Origin of the sequence: Phocaeicola dorei, from assembly GCF_013009555.1 — a bacterium.
Taxonomy (GTDB): domain Bacteria; phylum Bacteroidota; class Bacteroidia; order Bacteroidales; family Bacteroidaceae; genus Phocaeicola; species Phocaeicola dorei.
The window spans coordinates 5,068,241-5,084,593 of sequence record NZ_CP046176.1 but is presented as its reverse complement, the minus strand read 5'-3'; the positions used below and the strand labels follow the sequence as shown (position 1 = coordinate 5,084,593).

15 protein-coding genes are annotated in these 16,353 nt (G+C 48.2%); 3 read left to right on the top strand and 12 right to left on the bottom strand.

The features are described from left to right. Nucleotides 1-146 precede the first annotated feature (146 nt). Genes GKD17_RS20810 through GKD17_RS20795 form a run of 4 tightly spaced genes read right to left on the bottom strand, consistent with a single transcriptional unit; the run spans nt 147 to nt 4,666 of the window. A complete protein-coding gene (locus GKD17_RS20810; RefSeq protein ID WP_004291456.1) occupies nt 147-2,234 on the bottom strand; it encodes a type IA DNA topoisomerase in 2,088 nt (695 codons plus the stop codon). Nucleotides 2,235-2,294: 60 nt separating this feature from the next. Then, nucleotides 2,295-3,866, bottom strand: a complete 1,572-nt coding sequence (locus tag GKD17_RS20805) for a DUF3945 domain-containing protein (protein WP_004291455.1) — start codon at nt 3,864-3,866, stop codon at nt 2,295-2,297. 20 nt (nt 3,867-3,886) lie between these two features. Then, nucleotides 3,887-4,237 (bottom strand): helix-turn-helix domain-containing protein, encoded by a 351-nt coding sequence (locus GKD17_RS20800; protein ID WP_004291454.1) that lies wholly within the window; start codon nt 4,235-4,237, stop codon nt 3,887-3,889. A 3-nt stretch (nt 4,238-4,240) separates the two neighbouring features. Then, nucleotides 4,241-4,666 carry a helix-turn-helix domain-containing protein gene (locus tag GKD17_RS20795; protein WP_004291432.1) on the bottom strand — a complete coding sequence of 142 codons (426 nt, stop codon included), beginning with the start codon at nt 4,664-4,666 and terminating at the stop codon, nt 4,241-4,243. Between the two features lie 138 nt (nt 4,667-4,804). Here GKD17_RS20795 and GKD17_RS20790 point away from each other — a divergent pair, with 138 nt between their 5' ends. Both GKD17_RS20790 and GKD17_RS20785 read left to right on the top strand, forming a co-directional pair. Next, the gene (locus GKD17_RS20790) at nt 4,805-5,104 is read left to right on the top strand and encodes a helix-turn-helix domain-containing protein (RefSeq protein ID WP_004291426.1); all 300 of its coding nucleotides are present in this window, start codon (nt 4,805-4,807) and stop codon (nt 5,102-5,104) included. 31 nt (nt 5,105-5,135) lie between these two features. Next, nucleotides 5,136-5,441: a helix-turn-helix domain-containing protein gene (locus GKD17_RS20785; protein WP_004291424.1), complete on the top strand. Its 306-nt coding sequence runs from the start codon at nt 5,136-5,138 to the stop codon at nt 5,439-5,441. A gap of 77 nt (nt 5,442-5,518) precedes the next feature. Here GKD17_RS20785 and GKD17_RS20780 read toward each other — a convergent pair whose 3' ends face one another. Then, nucleotides 5,519-5,881, bottom strand: coding sequence for a hypothetical protein (locus GKD17_RS20780; protein WP_004291423.1), 363 nt, complete (start codon nt 5,879-5,881; stop codon nt 5,519-5,521). Nucleotides 5,882-5,892: 11 nt separating this feature from the next. Beyond that, nucleotides 5,893-7,128: a site-specific integrase gene (locus GKD17_RS20775; protein WP_004291422.1), complete on the bottom strand. Its 1,236-nt coding sequence runs from the start codon at nt 7,126-7,128 to the stop codon at nt 5,893-5,895. 352 nt (nt 7,129-7,480) lie between these two features. Between GKD17_RS20775 and GKD17_RS20770 the strand changes: the two genes are divergently transcribed. Further along, nucleotides 7,481-9,973: a YfhO family protein gene (locus tag GKD17_RS20770; RefSeq protein WP_007839161.1), complete on the top strand. Its 2,493-nt coding sequence runs from the start codon at nt 7,481-7,483 to the stop codon at nt 9,971-9,973. 26 nt (nt 9,974-9,999) lie between these two features. On the opposite strand, the gene GKD17_RS20765 is transcribed toward GKD17_RS20770, so the two are convergent. The 6 genes from GKD17_RS20765 to GKD17_RS20740 are packed head-to-tail and all read right to left on the bottom strand — an operon-like array spanning nt 10,000 to nt 16,294. Beyond that, on the bottom strand, nt 10,000-10,746 hold the full coding sequence (locus GKD17_RS20765; protein WP_007839159.1) for a glycosyltransferase family 2 protein: 747 nt from the start codon (nt 10,744-10,746) through the stop codon (nt 10,000-10,002). Further along, nucleotides 10,739-12,001, bottom strand: a complete 1,263-nt coding sequence (locus GKD17_RS20760) for a glycosyltransferase family 4 protein (RefSeq protein WP_007841327.1) — start codon at nt 11,999-12,001, stop codon at nt 10,739-10,741. The genes GKD17_RS20765 and GKD17_RS20760 overlap by 8 nt, the downstream gene beginning before the upstream one ends. Before the next feature lie 12 nt (nt 12,002-12,013). Beyond that, complete coding sequence (locus tag GKD17_RS20755) at nt 12,014-13,129, bottom strand: glycosyltransferase family 4 protein (RefSeq protein WP_007839155.1); 1,116 nt, start codon at nt 13,127-13,129, stop codon at nt 12,014-12,016. Further along, entirely contained in the window at nt 13,102-14,118 is a 1,017-nt protein-coding gene (locus GKD17_RS20750) for a hypothetical protein (RefSeq protein ID WP_007839153.1), read from the bottom strand. Before GKD17_RS20750 ends, GKD17_RS20755 begins: the two co-directional genes overlap by 28 nt. After that, nucleotides 14,115-14,930, bottom strand: coding sequence for a LicD family protein (locus GKD17_RS20745; RefSeq protein ID WP_007839151.1), 816 nt, complete (start codon nt 14,928-14,930; stop codon nt 14,115-14,117). Before GKD17_RS20745 ends, GKD17_RS20750 begins: the two co-directional genes overlap by 4 nt. After that, on the bottom strand, nt 14,927-16,294 hold the full coding sequence (locus GKD17_RS20740; RefSeq protein WP_007839150.1) for a bifunctional cytidylyltransferase/SDR family oxidoreductase: 1,368 nt from the start codon (nt 16,292-16,294) through the stop codon (nt 14,927-14,929). The genes GKD17_RS20745 and GKD17_RS20740 overlap by 4 nt, the downstream gene beginning before the upstream one ends. Nucleotides 16,295-16,353 lie beyond the last annotated feature (59 nt).

The following is a 16,353-nucleotide window of genomic DNA, read 5'->3' as shown; positions in this document are numbered from 1 at the left end:
GATTGATAATTAACGGGATAATCGGTTGGAAAAAGGAAGAAAAAGGCACTCGGTATCCCTCCGAGTGCCACCACTAAATCCAAAGTATGAGTGTAATCCGGTATCGAAGAACAATTCATTACTCTGAACAAGTGGCAAAGTTAATACTATTTCTTCCGTCCTGAAAATTTCTTGTCCTTTTTAGCCTCCGGGAACACAAAAGTCGTGTTATATTCCCCGTCAAAGGCGACAACAGCATCGAAACTCTTGCCCTGTTTGCTCTTGAACCCTTTGAGCAGCTTGGTATGCCCTTCGGTGAGCAGGTCTTTGATTTCATCGTCGGACAGGGTGCGTCCCGCTTTCAGCCGGAACACGGGCAGTCCGCACTCCGTGTTGTCGCAGCGTACCACCTTGCCGTAGAACCGCATCCTGCCCGTGCCACACTTGGGACACGCGCAGCCGGAGTCACGGCTGCCGAAGAGCTTGTCGCACGAGATCAGTTCGGAGGTTATCTCACGTGTGTACGCCTCTATCTCCTTGCGGAAGGTGTCGTCGGACAGTTCCCCGCGCTCGATACGCGCCAGCTCCTTTTCCCATTCGCCCGTCATGGCAACATCGGCGATGCGCATCGTCTTGACGACGGAATTGAGGGCAAGTCCTTTTTCGGTGGGAACAAGCGACTTCTTGCAGCGTTCCATGTAACCGCGCTTGAAAAGCGTTTCGATGATGGAGGCGCGTGTGGCGGGAGTACCGATGCCACAGTCCTTCATCGCCTGCCGCAGTGCGTCGTCCTCAATTTCCTTGCCCGCCGTTTCCATTGCCGAGAGCAGGGTGGCTTCGGTATGCAGCGGCTTGGGTTTGGTCTTTCCTTCGGTAATGGACGAGCCTTTCGGTGTCAGCGTGTCGCCTTCCTGCCAGCCGGGGATGGTAATTTCCTCTTTTTCCTCGCCATAGACGGCACGCCATCCGGTTTGCTTCACGACGCTGCCTTTTACGGTAAACTCCACTCCGGCACATTCCGCCGTGACAGTGGTCACATCCTTGACGCATTTCTCAGAGAATGCCTCGACCATGCGCCCGGCAATCATCTGATAGATGGTATTGTCCTCTTTGGAGAGGAAGAGCGGTTTCTCACCCGTGACGAGCAGGGCATGGTGGTCTGTCACCTTGCCGTCGTCCACGCTGCGGCGTGTCGGGGCGGCTTTTGCCCGCACCTTGTCTTTCCATTCGGGCTGTGTGCCGATGAAAGCGAGCAGTTTGGGAATTTCGGCAAACACGTCTTCGGGGATGTAGCGGCTTCCCGTTCTCGGATAGGTTATCAACTTCTTTTCGTAGAGTTTCTGCGCGATTTCAAGCGTCTGTTCCGCCGTGAAGCCGTGCTTGGCGTTGGCTTCTTTCTGGAGCGTGGTCAGGTCGTAGAGCAAGGGAGTTTCCTCCGTCTTCTCCTTGCGCTCGGCTTTCGTGACAGTGGCGCAACCTGCCGCCTTTACCTTATTATATAGTTCCATCGCCGGTTCTTTCTCTTTCCATTTCTCGGAGGATGAGAATTTCACGACTTCGCCGTCGCAACCGTCCGTTGCGATATGGAGCTGCCAGAATGCTTCGGACGTAAAGCGGCGGTTCTCCCAGTAGCGTTCACATACCATAGCCAACGTTGGTGTCTGCACCCGCCCCACGGAATACGTGCCGTGTCCGGCGGCGATGGATAACGCCTGTGTGCCGTTGATGCCCACGAGCCAGTCGGATTCGCTCCGCGCTTTGGCGGCGAGGTAGAGGTTGTCGTATTTGCTGCCGTCTTCGAGTTTCCGCAGTCCCTCGCGGATAGCTTTGTCGGTGAGAGAGCTGATCCACAGGCGCACGAAAGGAGTGGTGCAACCCGTATAGTGGTAGAGGTAGCGGAAGATAAGCTCTCCCTCGCGTCCGGCATCGGTCGCCACGATGATATGTTCGCTTGTGTCGAACAGTCTTTTGATGACTTTTATCTGCGACACCACGCCGCTGTCGGGCTTGTAACCTTTCTCCGTCCTGACCTGACGGGGGACGAGCGTGAATGTGTCGGGAATAATCGGGAGGTTGTCACGGACAAATCCGCGCACGCCGTAGCCGTCGGGCATGGCAAGCTGAACGAGGTGTCCGAATGCCCATGTCACGGCATAACCGCCTCCCTCGAAATATCCTTCCTCTCTCTTTGTCGCGCCCACGATGCGGGCGATTTCACGTGCCACGGAGGGCTTTTCTGCAATGATTGTCTTCATGTCTTCTTCTTTTTTGTTGATACTTTGGATTTTATTTTGGATTCAGTGGCGGACACGGGATTACATTTTCATGCCCTTGCCCGTTTTCTTCTGCGGCTTCTCCTGCTGCTGTTGCTGGCGGGCGTCCTTCGGGTTGGTCTGACCTTTCTGCAACGGCTCTCTCAGATTCTTTGTAGCCTCGTTGGTCTTGCCATCGTTGTTCACCGCCACCTGCGTGCGGCTCTCGTTGGACGGAGCAACCTGCTGTGCATTGTCAGGGTTCGTGTCGTAGCGGTACGGGCGTCCCTTCTCCGGGTTGAACTTGATATACATCGTGGCATGGAAGCCCTGCTTGTCGGTCACGTTCTCCAGCTTCACGGCTTTACCCGCCACATAGTCGGCTTTCTGCTGGTCGGTGAAGCTCACGCCGCTCCATTTGCTGATGGGGCGGATGCTGCCGTCCTCGTTCGTCCACGTGTTGCGGCGTTGCTCCTTCTTGGTCTGTGCGGCATTTTCCCCGCCCTGCGCCTGACTTTTCGATGTGTCGCCTTTGGTTTCCTGTGTCTGTGCGGTACGGGGCGACTTGCCGGTTCCCGGCACGAACTCCACGCCGCGCTGCTCCACGTTCACTTGCAGGGTGGTGACGAACTTTCTGCCGTCGTTGCGCTCGATGAGCTTGTCGCGTACGGGCAGTCCGGCGCGGAGCATGTCCCGCTCCTGCGTGGTGATTTCCGTCTTGCCGATGCGCTCCGGGATGCGCACCCTGCTTGCCGGAATGTCCGTGATTTCATTCGTCTTGCGGTCGATGCTGATGTAGGAGGGGATGATCTCGCCCGTTTCCCTGTCCACAATGTCCACGACCCTACCGAGATTGCCCGTTTCGCGGAGGTTCTTCCGGTCATTGTCGGAGAATTTGTGTTCCTTGTACTCATCCAGCTTCTGCTCCTTGCGGATGAAGTGCGGCACGAGGCTGATGTTTCCCTCACCGTCCTTCTTGAAGGAGAGGCGGGCGTCCAGCTCGAATGATTCGCCGCCGAAGGTCGGTTTGACCTTTACCAAGTCGGACTTGCCATAGTTGAGCATCTTCGTAAGGTCGCCGGACTTTTCAAGGTTGTCCCGCTTTACGCCCCATCTGTCCTCCAGCTCCTGCCAGTTGATTTTACTCTCGTCGATGGGCTGGTAGCCACGTTTGCCCTGCATCTGTTCGGATTTGTCCTGTTGCTGTTCTTTCCGTTGTTCCATGTTCTCCTGTTTTTGAGGTTCTTGTTTCTCTGTCTGTTGTGCTGCCATCTCTTCCTGCACCTTCTTCTCATAGTCGGAGGTGTCCACCTTGTGAGGGGCGAGCAGCTCCTTGTTCGCTTCGGGGTCTTTCAGCAGTTGCTTCATCACCTCTAAGAGATTTTCAGCTTGGTCTGCCGCAATGCGGTAGAAACCGAAGCGGCTGGGTTCCTTGCACTGCCGGAAGAAGTTCTTGAAGAAGTTGTCCAGCACGTCGCCATGTCGGTCGAATTGCAGGAAACTCTGCGCGTTCTCCGCTTTTGCGGGGGTGCGCTTGGGTGTGCCGTCCGCGTTCAGCCCGGCTACCACGCTGATCTCGCCTGTCTTCTCGTCACGGACTACCAGCACGTCCTTTTCGTCTTTTTTCTTTGCCATCTGAAAAATGTTTTAATGGGTTATTTATGAAAGAAATTATGGATACGAGCCTTGTAGAAGGCTATATCTTCCTTTTTGAAGTCCTTGATATGGTTGGAAAGGAATGTCAGCACGTCCTCCTCGCTGTAATAGGTCTTCTTGCCCAGCGTCTTGTAGGGCAATGCGCCTACGCTGCGGTAGCGTTGGAGGGTGCGTTTGCTTATCTGGAGCAACATGCACAAATCCTGATTGTCGAAAAGGCGGATGCTTTCCGTGATAGTGGGCTGTTTCCCCTCAGCCTTCATCGCCAGCAGCAGTTCGTCCTGACGGTCGAGCCGTTCCATCAGCTTCTGCATCCAGCCCTCGAAGTTGTTTCGTGTGAGCAGTTCCATGACCTATGTCCTCCTTCCTTTTGGTTTGCCGCCCGTGCGCAGCGTGTGGTTGTGGAACAGGGTGTCTATTGTCCCTTCCTCGTTCCTTACTGTGTTGTCCTCCAATAGCCGCAGTATCTCGGAAAGGCGGTAGCGGCAGCTTCCGCGTACCACCACATACTCGATACGGTGGTCGGTGCGCATACGCTGCATGGTGCGCTTGCTCACGTTGAGCATCTTCGCCGCCTGTGCCGTGTCAAGCAGCTTGTCTTCGGTTTCCCGCTTCCGTTTCTTCTCGTCCCTTGCCTCGCGGATGTACCCTGCGATGTTCGCAATCTGCGCCATCATCTCCTTGTAGGCGGAACTTTCCATTGTTATCACTTTCATGTTCAGTCCTTTCTTTTTGTTTCTGCGACAAAATTCGGCAATAAACAAAAGGGGCTTTAACAACTCACTACGTGACTCACGTAAGATTTTTGCGGAAGATGGCTCCGTAACCCGGTCAAACGGCGCAACAGGCAGCCTTTCAGCGGAAAACGATACGTCTTGTATGCCGTTTCGTTACCTTTGCGGCAAACTCTAAATGACATGAATATGGAAATAGTATCTATCGAGAAAAAGACTTTCGAGATGATGGTGGCGGCATTCGGCGCACTCTCGGAGAAGGTCGCCGCCCTGAGGCGCAAAAGCGACACGGGGCGCATGGAAAGATGGCTCACGGGCGAGGAGGTCTGCGGGCAGTTGAGAATAAGCCCGCGCACGTTGCAGACGCTGCGTGACAGGCGGCTTATCGGCTACTCGCAGATAAACCGCAGGTTCTATTACAAGCCAGAGGAGGTGAAGCGGCTGATACCGCTTGTCGGCACGCTCTATCCGCACGGCAGATGATTTGATTTATTCACCCACTGAATCCGAAGTTATGATGAACGAGAACAACGATGTTTTTACGATGGAAGACGAGCCGATAGCCTCTGTGGTGCAGGATATGCGCAAAGGCTCGAAATGGCTGTCCGCATTTCTGGAAAGCTACCGTCCTCCGCTGGACGGGGAACGTTACCTGACGGACGGCGAGGTGTCGGAACTGCTCCGTGTGAGCCGGCGCACCTTGCAGGAATACCGCAACAACCGCGTGTTGCCCTTCATACTTTTGGGAGGGAAGGTGCTTTACCCGGAAACGGGGCTGCGCGGGGTACTGGAAGCGAACTACCGCAAGCCGCTGGAGTGAGGCGGTTTCATGAAAAAGTAAACGGGTGACACCTTTTGTGGTGCTACCCGTTTACTTGTCTTATGGGGTATGTGCAATCAGCAATACCCGGCTTTTCCGTTCTGTATGAACATCACGTATGTCTGCCGTTTCTCTTGTGAGAGTGCCTTTCCCACCAGCCATGTGCGGAACAGGTGGGTGTTGTAGGTATTCACCCTGAAAGCGACCGGGATGATGATTTCAAGGGCGTACACGTCCGCGTGCAGCCCGTTTTCAAGCTGCATGTAGCGGCACACCTCGTAGTCGTTCAGCACGTCCGACTTGCGGACGGCTCTGATGGCGGCGTTCACTGCCGGGACGGTCGTATGGAACAATCCGGCTATTTCGGTGGCGGTCATCCACACGTCGTTACCGGTTACGCTGACTGCCTTGTCCTCGATGATGATTGTGTCACGTTTCATGGCTTTTCTTTTTAGATGGTGCAACCTGCAAATTCCTCGACGCCGTTCAATCTTGCGGCAAGGTTCTCCATGTCCTGATTGAGCTTCTCTTTGGTTATCTTTGCGTAAATCTGCGTCGTCTTTATGCTCTTGTGTCCGAGCATGGAGCTGACCGTTTCGATGGGAACACCGTTGGAGAGGAATATCGTCGTGGCTGCCGTGTGGCGGCTCTGATGCCACGTGATATGCTTGGTGATGCCGCAACGCTTGGCGACGGCACGGATACCGGCAAGGCACGTGTTATAATGCGGAACGGGAAATATCCTGCCGTCCCCGCACAGTCCCCGGTATTTGCCGATTATGCGGTTGGCGATGTCGAGCAGGCGGATGTTGGACACCACGCCCGTTTTCTGGCGGTTGATGTTTATCCACTCGTGTTCGTCGAAGTAGGTGCGGATATTCTCTTCCGTAAGGTTGCGCATATCCGCGAACGACAGCCCCGTGAAGGCGCAGAACAGGTAGAGGTCGCGGTACAATTCCTGTTTGGCGTTTTTCAGTTTCCCCTCCATCAGCAGGCGGATCTCATCTTTGGTCAGGAAACTGCGTGTTGTTTCCTCCTTCTTGATTTCATACTCGCGGAACGGGTCGCGCGTCAGCCACTCGTTGTTGATGGCGATGAATACCATCGTCCGTAACGGGCAGACGTACAGCCACACGGTATTGGTGCAGCAGTGCTTGTCCGTGCGCAGGAACATCTCGAAGTCGGAGATGAAAGCCGGGGTAAGCTCTTTTAGGGCGATGTCCTTCACATGGTAGCGGATGTCGAGGAACTCTTGCATGTGCTTGTAAACGGTGCGGTACTTCAGCAGCGTGCCTTTGGCTTTCATGCCTGCCTCCACCTGCTTCTCGTAGTCCTCGTTGTGCTGGCGGAACACCTGCATCAGCGTGTGGTAGCGGTGTTCCAGTCCGAGAAAGGCGTTCTTCACCTTCTCCGCCGTGACGAAGTTGTCACGCTCCATGATTTCCTGATAATGCCTGTTGATGCGTACCCGCATCTTGTCAAGCATACGGTTCGTTTCGAGTGCCGCCGTGCTTCTGCCCGTGACACGTCCACCTTTGGTGTCCCACAGTTTCGGATCGACAGTCAGTTTGCAGCTGAACTGTGTCTGGCTGCCGTCCACCGTGATGCGTCCCATGACGGGAACTGTCCCGTCCTTTTTCACTACCTGACGCTTGAGGTAGTAGATTACTGAAAATGTACTCTTCATTGTCCTTAATTTTTGGGTTTCAAAATTAGTTGGTGAAGAGTCCGGTGTTGGTACGCAAAACGGGGAGGAACGGCGCAATCTTTTTCCGTAACCTGATTTTTCGCATGAGTTATGGATAACTCACTATTCCTTAGAGCCTTGTTTCGCTATTCGTACCCGTTTGTCGCATTTTCGGGCATGGTTACGAACAAGTAACGTAGCGGCGTCAGGATTTGGCTTCGGCAGGGATTGTAATGGCTTCACGGATTATCGCCACTTCAACCAAAACCCTTGTAACTCAATTCTATCACTATATCTTTCCGCATTTCACTTTTTTGTAGTAACTTTGCAACGTTAATAAACAGATATACTTATGAACTTATTTAAAAGAATACTACCTGATATAGTAGTGATTATCCTCTTTGCTGTCATCTCATTCGTCTATTTTTTCCCGGCAGTGACAGAAGGGCGTATCCTTTCACAACATGACTCTGTGGCGGGCATTGGTGCTGGTGAAGAAGCGAAAGAATATCTGGAACGTACGGGAGAGCGTACGCGCTGGACTAATTCGATTTTTGGTGGTATGCCTACTTATCAGATGGCACCCAGTTATGATTCTACGGATACCCTGAAGGGAGTAGAGAAGTTGTATCATTTGTATCTCCCGAATTATGTGTGGTATGTATTTGTCATGCTGTTGGGCTTTTATATATTATTGCGTGCATTCGATTTCTCGGTCTGGCTGGCTTCATTGGGGGCTGTGTTGTGGGCATTTTCTTCTTATTTTTTCATCATTATAGCTGCCGGACACATCTGGAAATTTGTAACCTTGGCCTATATTCCACCCACTATAGCCGGTATGGTACTGGCTTATAGAGGAAAATACTTGTCAGGCGGTTTGCTGACAGCGGTTTTTGTTGCTTTGCAGATAGTGTCGAACCATGTGCAGATGAGTTATTATTTTCTATTTGTCATGCTCTTTATGGCGGTTGCGTTTGGAGTGGATGCTTGGCAGAAGAAGGAAATGCCGCAATTTCTGAAAGCAACTGGGGTGTTGTTGATGGCCGGTATTTTGGGAGTTTGCATAAATCTATCCAACTTATATCATACGTATGAGTATAGTAAGGAAACGATGCGTGGAAAGAGTGAGCTGGTGAAACCGGATAGTCATAATCAGACTAAAAGTGGTCTGGAACGAGATTATATCACTCAGTGGAGTTACGGTATCGGTGAGACTTTCTCTTTGCTTGTTCCTAATGTGAAAGGTGGCGCTTCCGTACCTTTAGCAGCTAACGAAAAGGCGATGGAAAAGGCGAATCCTATGTATAATAGCATCTATAGCCAGATAGGCCAGTATTGGGGCGAGCAACCCGGTACATCCGGTCCTGTATACGTGGGGGCGTTTGTAATGTTTCTGTTTATTCTTGGACTGTTTATAGTGAAAGGTCCTATGAAATGGGCGCTTTTGAGTGCTACTGTTTTGTCTGTCCTGCTGTCATGGGGAAAGAATTTTATGGGATTCACTGATTTCTTTTTGGATTATATCCCGATGTACGATAAATTCCGTGCGGTTTCTTCCATTTTGGTCATTGCTGAGTTTACCATACCTCTGTTGGCTGTCCTTGCTTTAAAGGAGGTAATGGCACGTCCTCAGTTGGTTAAGGAACGGGCCCGGTCGTTTTATATCAGTCTGGGATTGACAGGTGGTATCGCTTTATTGTTTGCATTGGCTCCCGGTTTCTTTTTCCCGTCGTATGTTTCAAGCATGGAAATGCAGGCATTGCAGGGTATTCCGGCAGATCAGCTGGCTCCGTTACTTGCTAATCTAGAAGAAATCCGTCGGAGTGTCTTTACTTCGGATGCATGGCGCAGCTTCTTTATTATTATGATAGGTACGGCAGTTCTTTGGTTATATGGCATGGGCAAGCTGAAAGCGAAGGTGACGATTCTGGCATTGGCTGTCCTCTGTCTGGCAGATATGTGGAGTGTGAACAAACGTTATTTGTATGATGACCAGTTTGTGGAAAAGGTACAACAGGATAATTCCTTTAAACCGACCGAAACGGATAAGACGATATTGGCCGATAAAACGTTGGATTTCCGGGTACTGAACCTAGCCGGCAATACGTTTAATGAAAATACGACTTCTTATTGGCATAAGAGCATCGGTGGATATCATGCCGCCAAACTGCGCCGCTATCAGGAAATGATAGAGGAGCATATCAGTACCGAGATGAATGGCGTGTTCAAGGCTGTTTCGGAGGCGGGAGGTGATATGCAGAAGGTGGCTCCGTCCGGATTTCCTGTGTTGAATATGCTGAATACCCGTTACTTTATTTTTCCGCTGCAAGGTGGAAAGACCGTCCCAATACGGAATCCTCATACGCTGGGCAATGCTTGGTTTGTAAACGAGGTGCAGTATGTGGACAATGCCAATGAAGAGATAGACGCTTTGCATCGGATAGACCCGGCAAAAACGGCTGTCGTAGATAAAAAATTCAGTGCGGAGGTAAAATCGGCAGCTGAAACAGATACACTGAGTACAATCAAACTGACTGCGTACGAACCTAATGACTTGAAATATGAGGTTAATTCCAAAACTGGAGGAACAGTGGTTTTCTCGGAAATTTACTATCCCGGTTGGCAGGCATATATTGATGGTGTGGAAGCGCCGCACGGAAGAGCGGATTATATTCTTCGGGCAATGAATGTGCCGGCCGGAAAGCATGTAGTGGAATTTAAGTTCGACCCGAAATCGCTGCATGTTACGGAAACGGTGGCTTTTGTGGCATTGGGTGTATTGGCCTGTGTGTTGGTCTTGTTCTTGTTCTTGCAGGTCAGAAAGGCCCGTAGGAAAATTGATTGAGTCCCGTTATTAGTCAGACTTCCGGATTATTTGTAGAGCAGGCGCAGAACGAACCATAAGTGGTGTGTCACTGTGCTTGCCCATCCATAGTGACGGCTCATAATACGGAAGCGTTCTTTCAAGGAGGCTTTATGGTTACGGGTGGTCATTCCTTCATTCAGGTAATCAATAAGAGTAAGATGGGTATTATGGAGTACATCCGCTTTCTTCATGATACGGATACACCAGTCAAAATCTGCCGAGAACCGATATTGCAGGTCGTATGGCTCTACCAGATCACGGCGGGCGAAAAAGGCTTGATGGCAAACCAACATTCCTTGCTTGAAGCTTTTCCAGGTAAGCGTTGCGGGTGCAGACAGGCGGCGCATGTATAAAAAATGCCCTTGACTGTCCACTATTTCTGTTTCTCCATATAGCACTCCCGGCAGGGCTGTTCCATTGATGGAATGTACCATTTGCAGCAAAGTATCATCCTCGTGCAGGCCATCACCGGCATTCAAGAAACAAAGATAATCTCCGGTTGCCAATTTTATTCCTTTGTTCATGGCATCGTATAAACCTTGGTCGGGCTCACTGATAACAGTGGTGATATGTTCCTGGTATTTGTGAATGATATCCAGTGTTTCATCTGTTGATCCCCCGTCCACAATAATATACTCCAGATTCTTATAAGTTTGTGTAACAATACTTTGTATAGTATCCTCTAACACTTTTGCTGCATTGTAGGTGACGGTAATAATAGAAAACTTGGGATGAGGATGATGGTTATGCATGATTCCCTGTAATCTTGTTATAGATTTCAACATATTTCTTGGCAATGGTACTTTCCGAATAACTGGATACTGCCTTACGGCAGGCTTCCTCACTCAGACTTTCATATTCTCCTTCGGTCAATGCCCAGTGAATGCCGTTTGCCAGATCCTTGGAAGACTGATATTCGGCAACATAACCGTTGTGCAGGTGGTCAATCATTTGTGGAATACCTCCTACATTGAACCCTATGCACGGAATACCACAGGCCATTGCTTCTACGATGGTATTGGGTAGATTGTCTTGTAAAGAAGGTGTGACGTATAAGTCGACTGCATTGTAGATATCTACCAGTTCCTTCTCGTTGCTGACATAATTCATCGGATAGATAGGGAAGGGAAACAGGGAAGTGTATTGTTCGGCTTGGTTACCAAAAACCACTACACCTAATTCTTTACTAAAATCTGGATATGAGGAAGCAATTTGTTTGCAAGCTGATACCAGATAGTCTATTCCTTTTCTCTTGTCTGTAATTTTTACGGAGCCGAAAAGCAATAACTTCTTGTCTTGCGGAAGATGGCATTTTTCTCTGGCCTGTTTTTTATCACGAGGTTTGAACAGGTTGGTGTTGATTGCATTGGGAATATTGGTAATGGTCTGACCTTTAATCAGATCACTTTTCTTAGCCAATGATTCTAACCAGCGGCTACAAGCTACAAAGGTGATTTGTGCTCCTTCAAACAGTTTTTTCTTTTTCTGGAAAGTACGGTAGGCTATGTCTTTTCTGCTTCCTTTGTAAAGTTGCGGACAGTTGTGGCATTGTGTGGCATATTTATCGCAATCTCCTGCATAATGGCAGATACCGGTAAAAGGCCACATATCATGCATTGTCCAAACGATGGGTTTGCCGGATTGGATGATACGCCGGATATCTGTCAGTGACAACATACCTTGGTTAATCCAGTGCAGATGAATGACGTCGGCCTGGGTAAATTCGGGCAATACTGTGATATTGGTGCCGGTATTGGCTATGTCAACGGCAAACAAGTTATGTTTCTTGAAGTGGTTGGCTTGCCAGATAACGACACGTTCCCAGATGAATTGCCATACTTTCCACCATGATTTCTTTAGTTCAACGACACTTATCTGGTCGGTCTGCTTGTCACGTACAAGCATTTTTGCCTTTATTCCGTTGTTTTTTAAAGCCTCCATGAGGCGGTTGGCTGCAATGGCGGCTCCACCTATTCGCTCAGACGTATTGATGATAAGTACTCTCATGTGCATAAAAGTTTATGCAAATGTACGTTTTTTAGAGGACATCTTAGATATTTCCAGTAAGCTTTCTGCTATTTCATGGGAAAAGATTTCCAAATTGAAACGTTTTTCTGCCAACTTTCGGGCGTTGGCGCCCATCTTTTGGGCTTCTTCGGGATGGTCGGCTATGCGATGAATGGCGTTGATCCAGCCTTCCACGTCATTATAGGCTACGGTAATTCCTATTTCTTCTTTGTCTATATCCATTTCAAAATTGGGATTACGTGAGCAAATGACAGGGATGCCTAATGCAAAGGCTTCTACCAATGTGGTAAGGCCTACGGTATAAGGAAAATCCATACAGCAGATGACAACACAGCTTTTTCGTGCCACTTTCTGTGCCAATAAGTATGGGATGACACCGTCCGTATAGTGTACTTGTACAGAATCGGGTAGACAAAAGCTTTCAATAATCTGTTGGTAGTTTACACTTCCATTGGTGGGGGCGATGTACAAGTCCAGTTGTTGTTCGGTGGCGCAGAAAGCTTGCAGCATAGTGTTTACATCCCGGTTTTCTTTCCCGGTGGAGATAAAGCCTTCTGGTTTCCGATCTGGCATTACTTGTAGAATATGGTCATAGAAAGCGAGATCCGGTCCCCAATGGATAAGCTGAAGCTTTTCTTCGGGAGCTTTCCCGGTCGCTAATGAGTCTTTAATCAATTTTTTACTGAATAGGAACATATGGTCAATGCCTTTATAAAAGAAACGTGAGATATGTTCTCTTATTTTTCCGGATGAAGTTTTTAAGGCAGTGTGATGCCAAATGACGATGGGTTTGCGGTAGAATCCTAATGCTCTGAGCAGGATAATTAGCTCCAGTCCACGGAAAGATGTACCGTAGAGTACTTCGTATGGCTCTTTGCAGCACAGAATCTCTTTAGTGGCATAGAGCATCAGTCTTAGACGGCCGGGGAAAGCTTTGTATTTATGCATTACCGACCGGATGCCATATTTTTCCAGCAAAGGAAGTCCGTAGAGAATGTGTCCCGGAAACTTATAATCTTTCCATTCCTCGTAACTTTCACGGGTTAACCGGGTGTGATAAAAATAAATAGTGAGTGGTTTTACCGGTGTTGGTCTCTTTTCAGCCATTTGTTAATTCTGTTTTTTATTGCTTTAGTAATGATGGAAAAATTGCCGTATCGCAGGTTCAGAAATAATTCTTCGAAAGAACGTCCTATCTTAATCCAGGGATGTCCCCACCCCATGATGCGGTAGACGGCTTTTTTATAAGCTACATTCTCAATGACATAACGGGGATGCTTGAGAGGAAATTCTACTTCATACCGTTTCATGGTGAAGATGCGGCGGTATCCTTTGGGCAGTGTATGAACAGAACCGGCAAAATGGGTGGAATCTGCTGTGACTCCCAAATTGTTAATCATGTTGCGGGTAGGTACGATAGCCAGTCCCGAGTTGAAAAGCATGGAAGCGTGGAAGATGGTTTCATAATAGGCTTTGTTGTTTTCTTTATGGCGATGGCACATGTAGATAAAGTCTTTGCGGAATTTCCGTTCTTTAATGAGCTGCTCCAGTTGTTGCATATTGAACTTATCCTCTAGAAAAGTATAATGCTCGTCCCATTGGTCGATGACCCTTCTCCAACTGGCCCATCCCCAAATCGAGAAGGTGGAGGCAAAGAAATAATCGTATGGTACATCCGGAGTAATCTCTTCGTTATTGAAACCTGCAATCATGGTGATACGGGTGTCTTGCTCGTATTTGTCTAACATTTCTTTACAGAATGTGAAAAAAGAAACGGAAGGCACATCGTCATCTTCCAATACGATACATTTGTCAACCATAGAAAAAGCCCATTTTTGTGAGATGTATTCCGAAGGGTCGCAACCATAGTTCTTCTCCTGATACATGCGATGGACTTTGCAATCCCAGTCTATCTGATCTGTCACTTCACGACATGCTTTTATACCGGGCAGGTCGTGTTCGCCACGTGGTCCGTCCTGATAGAGGAAAAGCTTGGAGGGACGGGCATTCCTGACTTGTTCAAACACTTGTGATAGTTGTTGCGGGCGGTTGAAGAACAAAATGAGTACGGGTACATCTACAAGGAACGGTTTCATGGTTTCTTTATCAATTCGGGGTGAATATAAATGGCATGGATTTTCTGTTTGTCTTTGGGAGGAATGTCCATGTAATTCTTATATAAATCTTTCAGGTAAGCATCTGGGTTGGCAGGTGCCTTGAATGGTTTCCCTTCAAAAATTATTTCTGATATGGGAAATACAGAGTCTTTGCGGTGCATGATACCGTATCCATTGTTTATCAGAACATTGGAAAGATAAGTATCTTTTTTGTAGAGCAGACCAAGCAGATTCCATATTCCTTTGAACAGCCAGTATTTTGTGCCGAAGTAAAAGAATTCTGCGAAGGCACGTAGAGAATAATAATGTTGCGTATGCAGAATGGAATAGCTTTTGGAGATTCCTTTGGTTAGCTTCTTTACCCATGATTTGGGTATGCTGGGGTAATCAATAAATGGGAATATATCTACAAAAAGCCCCTTTTGATAATCCGCATTAAAATTATCGCCGAATTCTACATACAGAGAGTTCAAGTCCCTCACTTTTATAATCGGTTCCTTGCTTGAAGGATCACTTTGTGGGGTTTGGAGGAATAACCCTTCGGATAGTTCGTCAGGAGCTACTTCTATGAATTTTTGCATATCGGCCAATGGCATTCCTATATCTATATCATCATCCCAAGGGATGAATCCTCCGTGGCGCACGGCTCCCAATAATGTACCTCCGTCCAGCCAGTAGGTCAGGTGGTGCTTTTGGCAAATACGGTCCATTTCTTCTAATATGGAGAGTTGCTTCAGTTGGCAGGCTCGCAGGTTATTGGCTACATAGGTAGATAGAAATTCATTTTTCATACTTCATTTCTTTTTACATCAATTACTTGTCCTGTAAATTCGGAAACCAATGACTGTATGGTGGCAATTGCGACCTTTTCTGCTGATAATAGGGTGTTCTCAGGTTCTGTTCCGAAGTTTTTTACGCGCATGGGAGTTTTGGTACGTTCGGGGTTGATGCAATTAACAGCAATGCCAAACGGTTCCCATTCTTGTGCGATAGCTTGTACAAAGTTTACAATGGCCGCTTTCGTAGAGGAATAGATGCTGTAGAAAGCTCTGCCGCGAGTATAGGAACTGGAGGTGAAGAAAACTAATTTCCCTTTGCTTTCTTTTAAATAGGCGTACGCCTCCATCGCTACGTTGATAGTTCCCATATAGTTGGTGCTCACCGCATTGTATATCGTTTGATAGTCCGAACTCATCAAAGGCTCTTTGTTGAGGACGCCAGCCGTGTTGATGATATAGTCTATTCTGTGGGTTTGTAAGAATACTTTTTTTAGAGCATCGGCCACTTGTTCCTTTTTGCCTACATCCACACCGTTCATGCTTCGGGAAAAACAGAATACTTTTGCTTGTTTCTCCTGTAGCATACGGGCTGTATGTTCTCCTATTCCATAGCTTCCACCGAAGATGACGGCTACTTTGCCTTTCAGTTGGCTTTCATTCAATGGAATTTCATTCAGCTCACTTTTACGTAACTGGAAGAATTTGTCCAATAGGTAGGTATCTTCTTTATAGGTCAGCTTCATGTTGCTTTCCTCGCCTGTAACTACATATACAGGTACATCGGGTAAATATTTTACAACAACCCCACAGTCATCGGTAACTTTGAAATGTTCGTCTTTCAAGGCGATTTCATAAGCGTGGCTGATGGTTTCCAAATGAAAAGCTTGTGGAGTCTGCCCCCGTTTTAGTTTGGACCGGTCGGGAATCTGATGAATGAAATCTCCATCTACTTCGATAATGGTGTCAGTGGCAGGCATGGCGACATCAATAGCTGCATATGTTTCCAATGCTTTGATGACATCATTTAGAATACGTTGGCTGACCAATGGACGTACAGCATCATGGAAAATCAGGTTGACATCGCTGCCTTCGTAAGCTTTGATAGCCGAAAGGCTGGAATGAAATCTTTCCTGACCGCCTTTCAGAATCTTCTTCACTTTTTTCCATCCATTCTTGATAATGATGGACTCAAAGTCAGCAATATAAAAAGGATTGGAAACAATGGCAATTTCATCGATGTGCGGATTGCTTTCGAAAGCATCTATTGTATGCTCGACTACCATTTTGCCCGCTACTTTAAAGAATTGCTTGGGAGTGGACAGACCTAAGCGGCTGCCTATACCTCCTGCTAATACGATTGCGATATTTTTTCTCATTTCTTTTGTTTATCGGGGGACTATGCAAAAGTAGTAATTAATTAGCATTTATAAGCAAT

Coding starts and splice junctions, on each gene's coding strand:
- GKD17_RS20810 (WP_004291456.1), bottom strand. CDS start 2,234: ATGAAGACAATCATTGCAGAAAAGCCCTCCGTGGCACGTGAAATCGCC.
- GKD17_RS20805 (WP_004291455.1), bottom strand. CDS start 3,866: ATGGCAAAGAAAAAAGACGAAAAGGACGTGCTGGTAGTCCGTGACGAG.
- GKD17_RS20800 (WP_004291454.1), bottom strand. CDS start 4,237: ATGGAACTGCTCACACGAAACAACTTCGAGGGCTGGATGCAGAAGCTG.
- GKD17_RS20790 (WP_004291426.1), top strand. CDS start 4,805: ATGAATATGGAAATAGTATCTATCGAGAAAAAGACTTTCGAGATGATG.
- GKD17_RS20785 (WP_004291424.1), top strand. CDS start 5,136: ATGATGAACGAGAACAACGATGTTTTTACGATGGAAGACGAGCCGATA.
- GKD17_RS20780 (WP_004291423.1), bottom strand. CDS start 5,881: ATGAAACGTGACACAATCATCATCGAGGACAAGGCAGTCAGCGTAACC.
- GKD17_RS20775 (WP_004291422.1), bottom strand. CDS start 7,128: ATGAAGAGTACATTTTCAGTAATCTACTACCTCAAGCGTCAGGTAGTG.
- GKD17_RS20770 (WP_007839161.1), top strand. CDS start 7,481: ATGAACTTATTTAAAAGAATACTACCTGATATAGTAGTGATTATCCTC.
- GKD17_RS20765 (WP_007839159.1), bottom strand. CDS start 10,746: ATGCATAACCATCATCCTCATCCCAAGTTTTCTATTATTACCGTCACC.
- GKD17_RS20760 (WP_007841327.1), bottom strand. CDS start 12,001: ATGAGAGTACTTATCATCAATACGTCTGAGCGAATAGGTGGAGCCGCC.
- GKD17_RS20755 (WP_007839155.1), bottom strand. CDS start 13,129: ATGGCTGAAAAGAGACCAACACCGGTAAAACCACTCACTATTTATTTT.
- GKD17_RS20750 (WP_007839153.1), bottom strand. CDS start 14,118: ATGAAACCGTTCCTTGTAGATGTACCCGTACTCATTTTGTTCTTCAAC.
- GKD17_RS20745 (WP_007839151.1), bottom strand. CDS start 14,930: ATGAAAAATGAATTTCTATCTACCTATGTAGCCAATAACCTGCGAGCC.
- GKD17_RS20740 (WP_007839150.1), bottom strand. CDS start 16,294: ATGAGAAAAAATATCGCAATCGTATTAGCAGGAGGTATAGGCAGCCGC.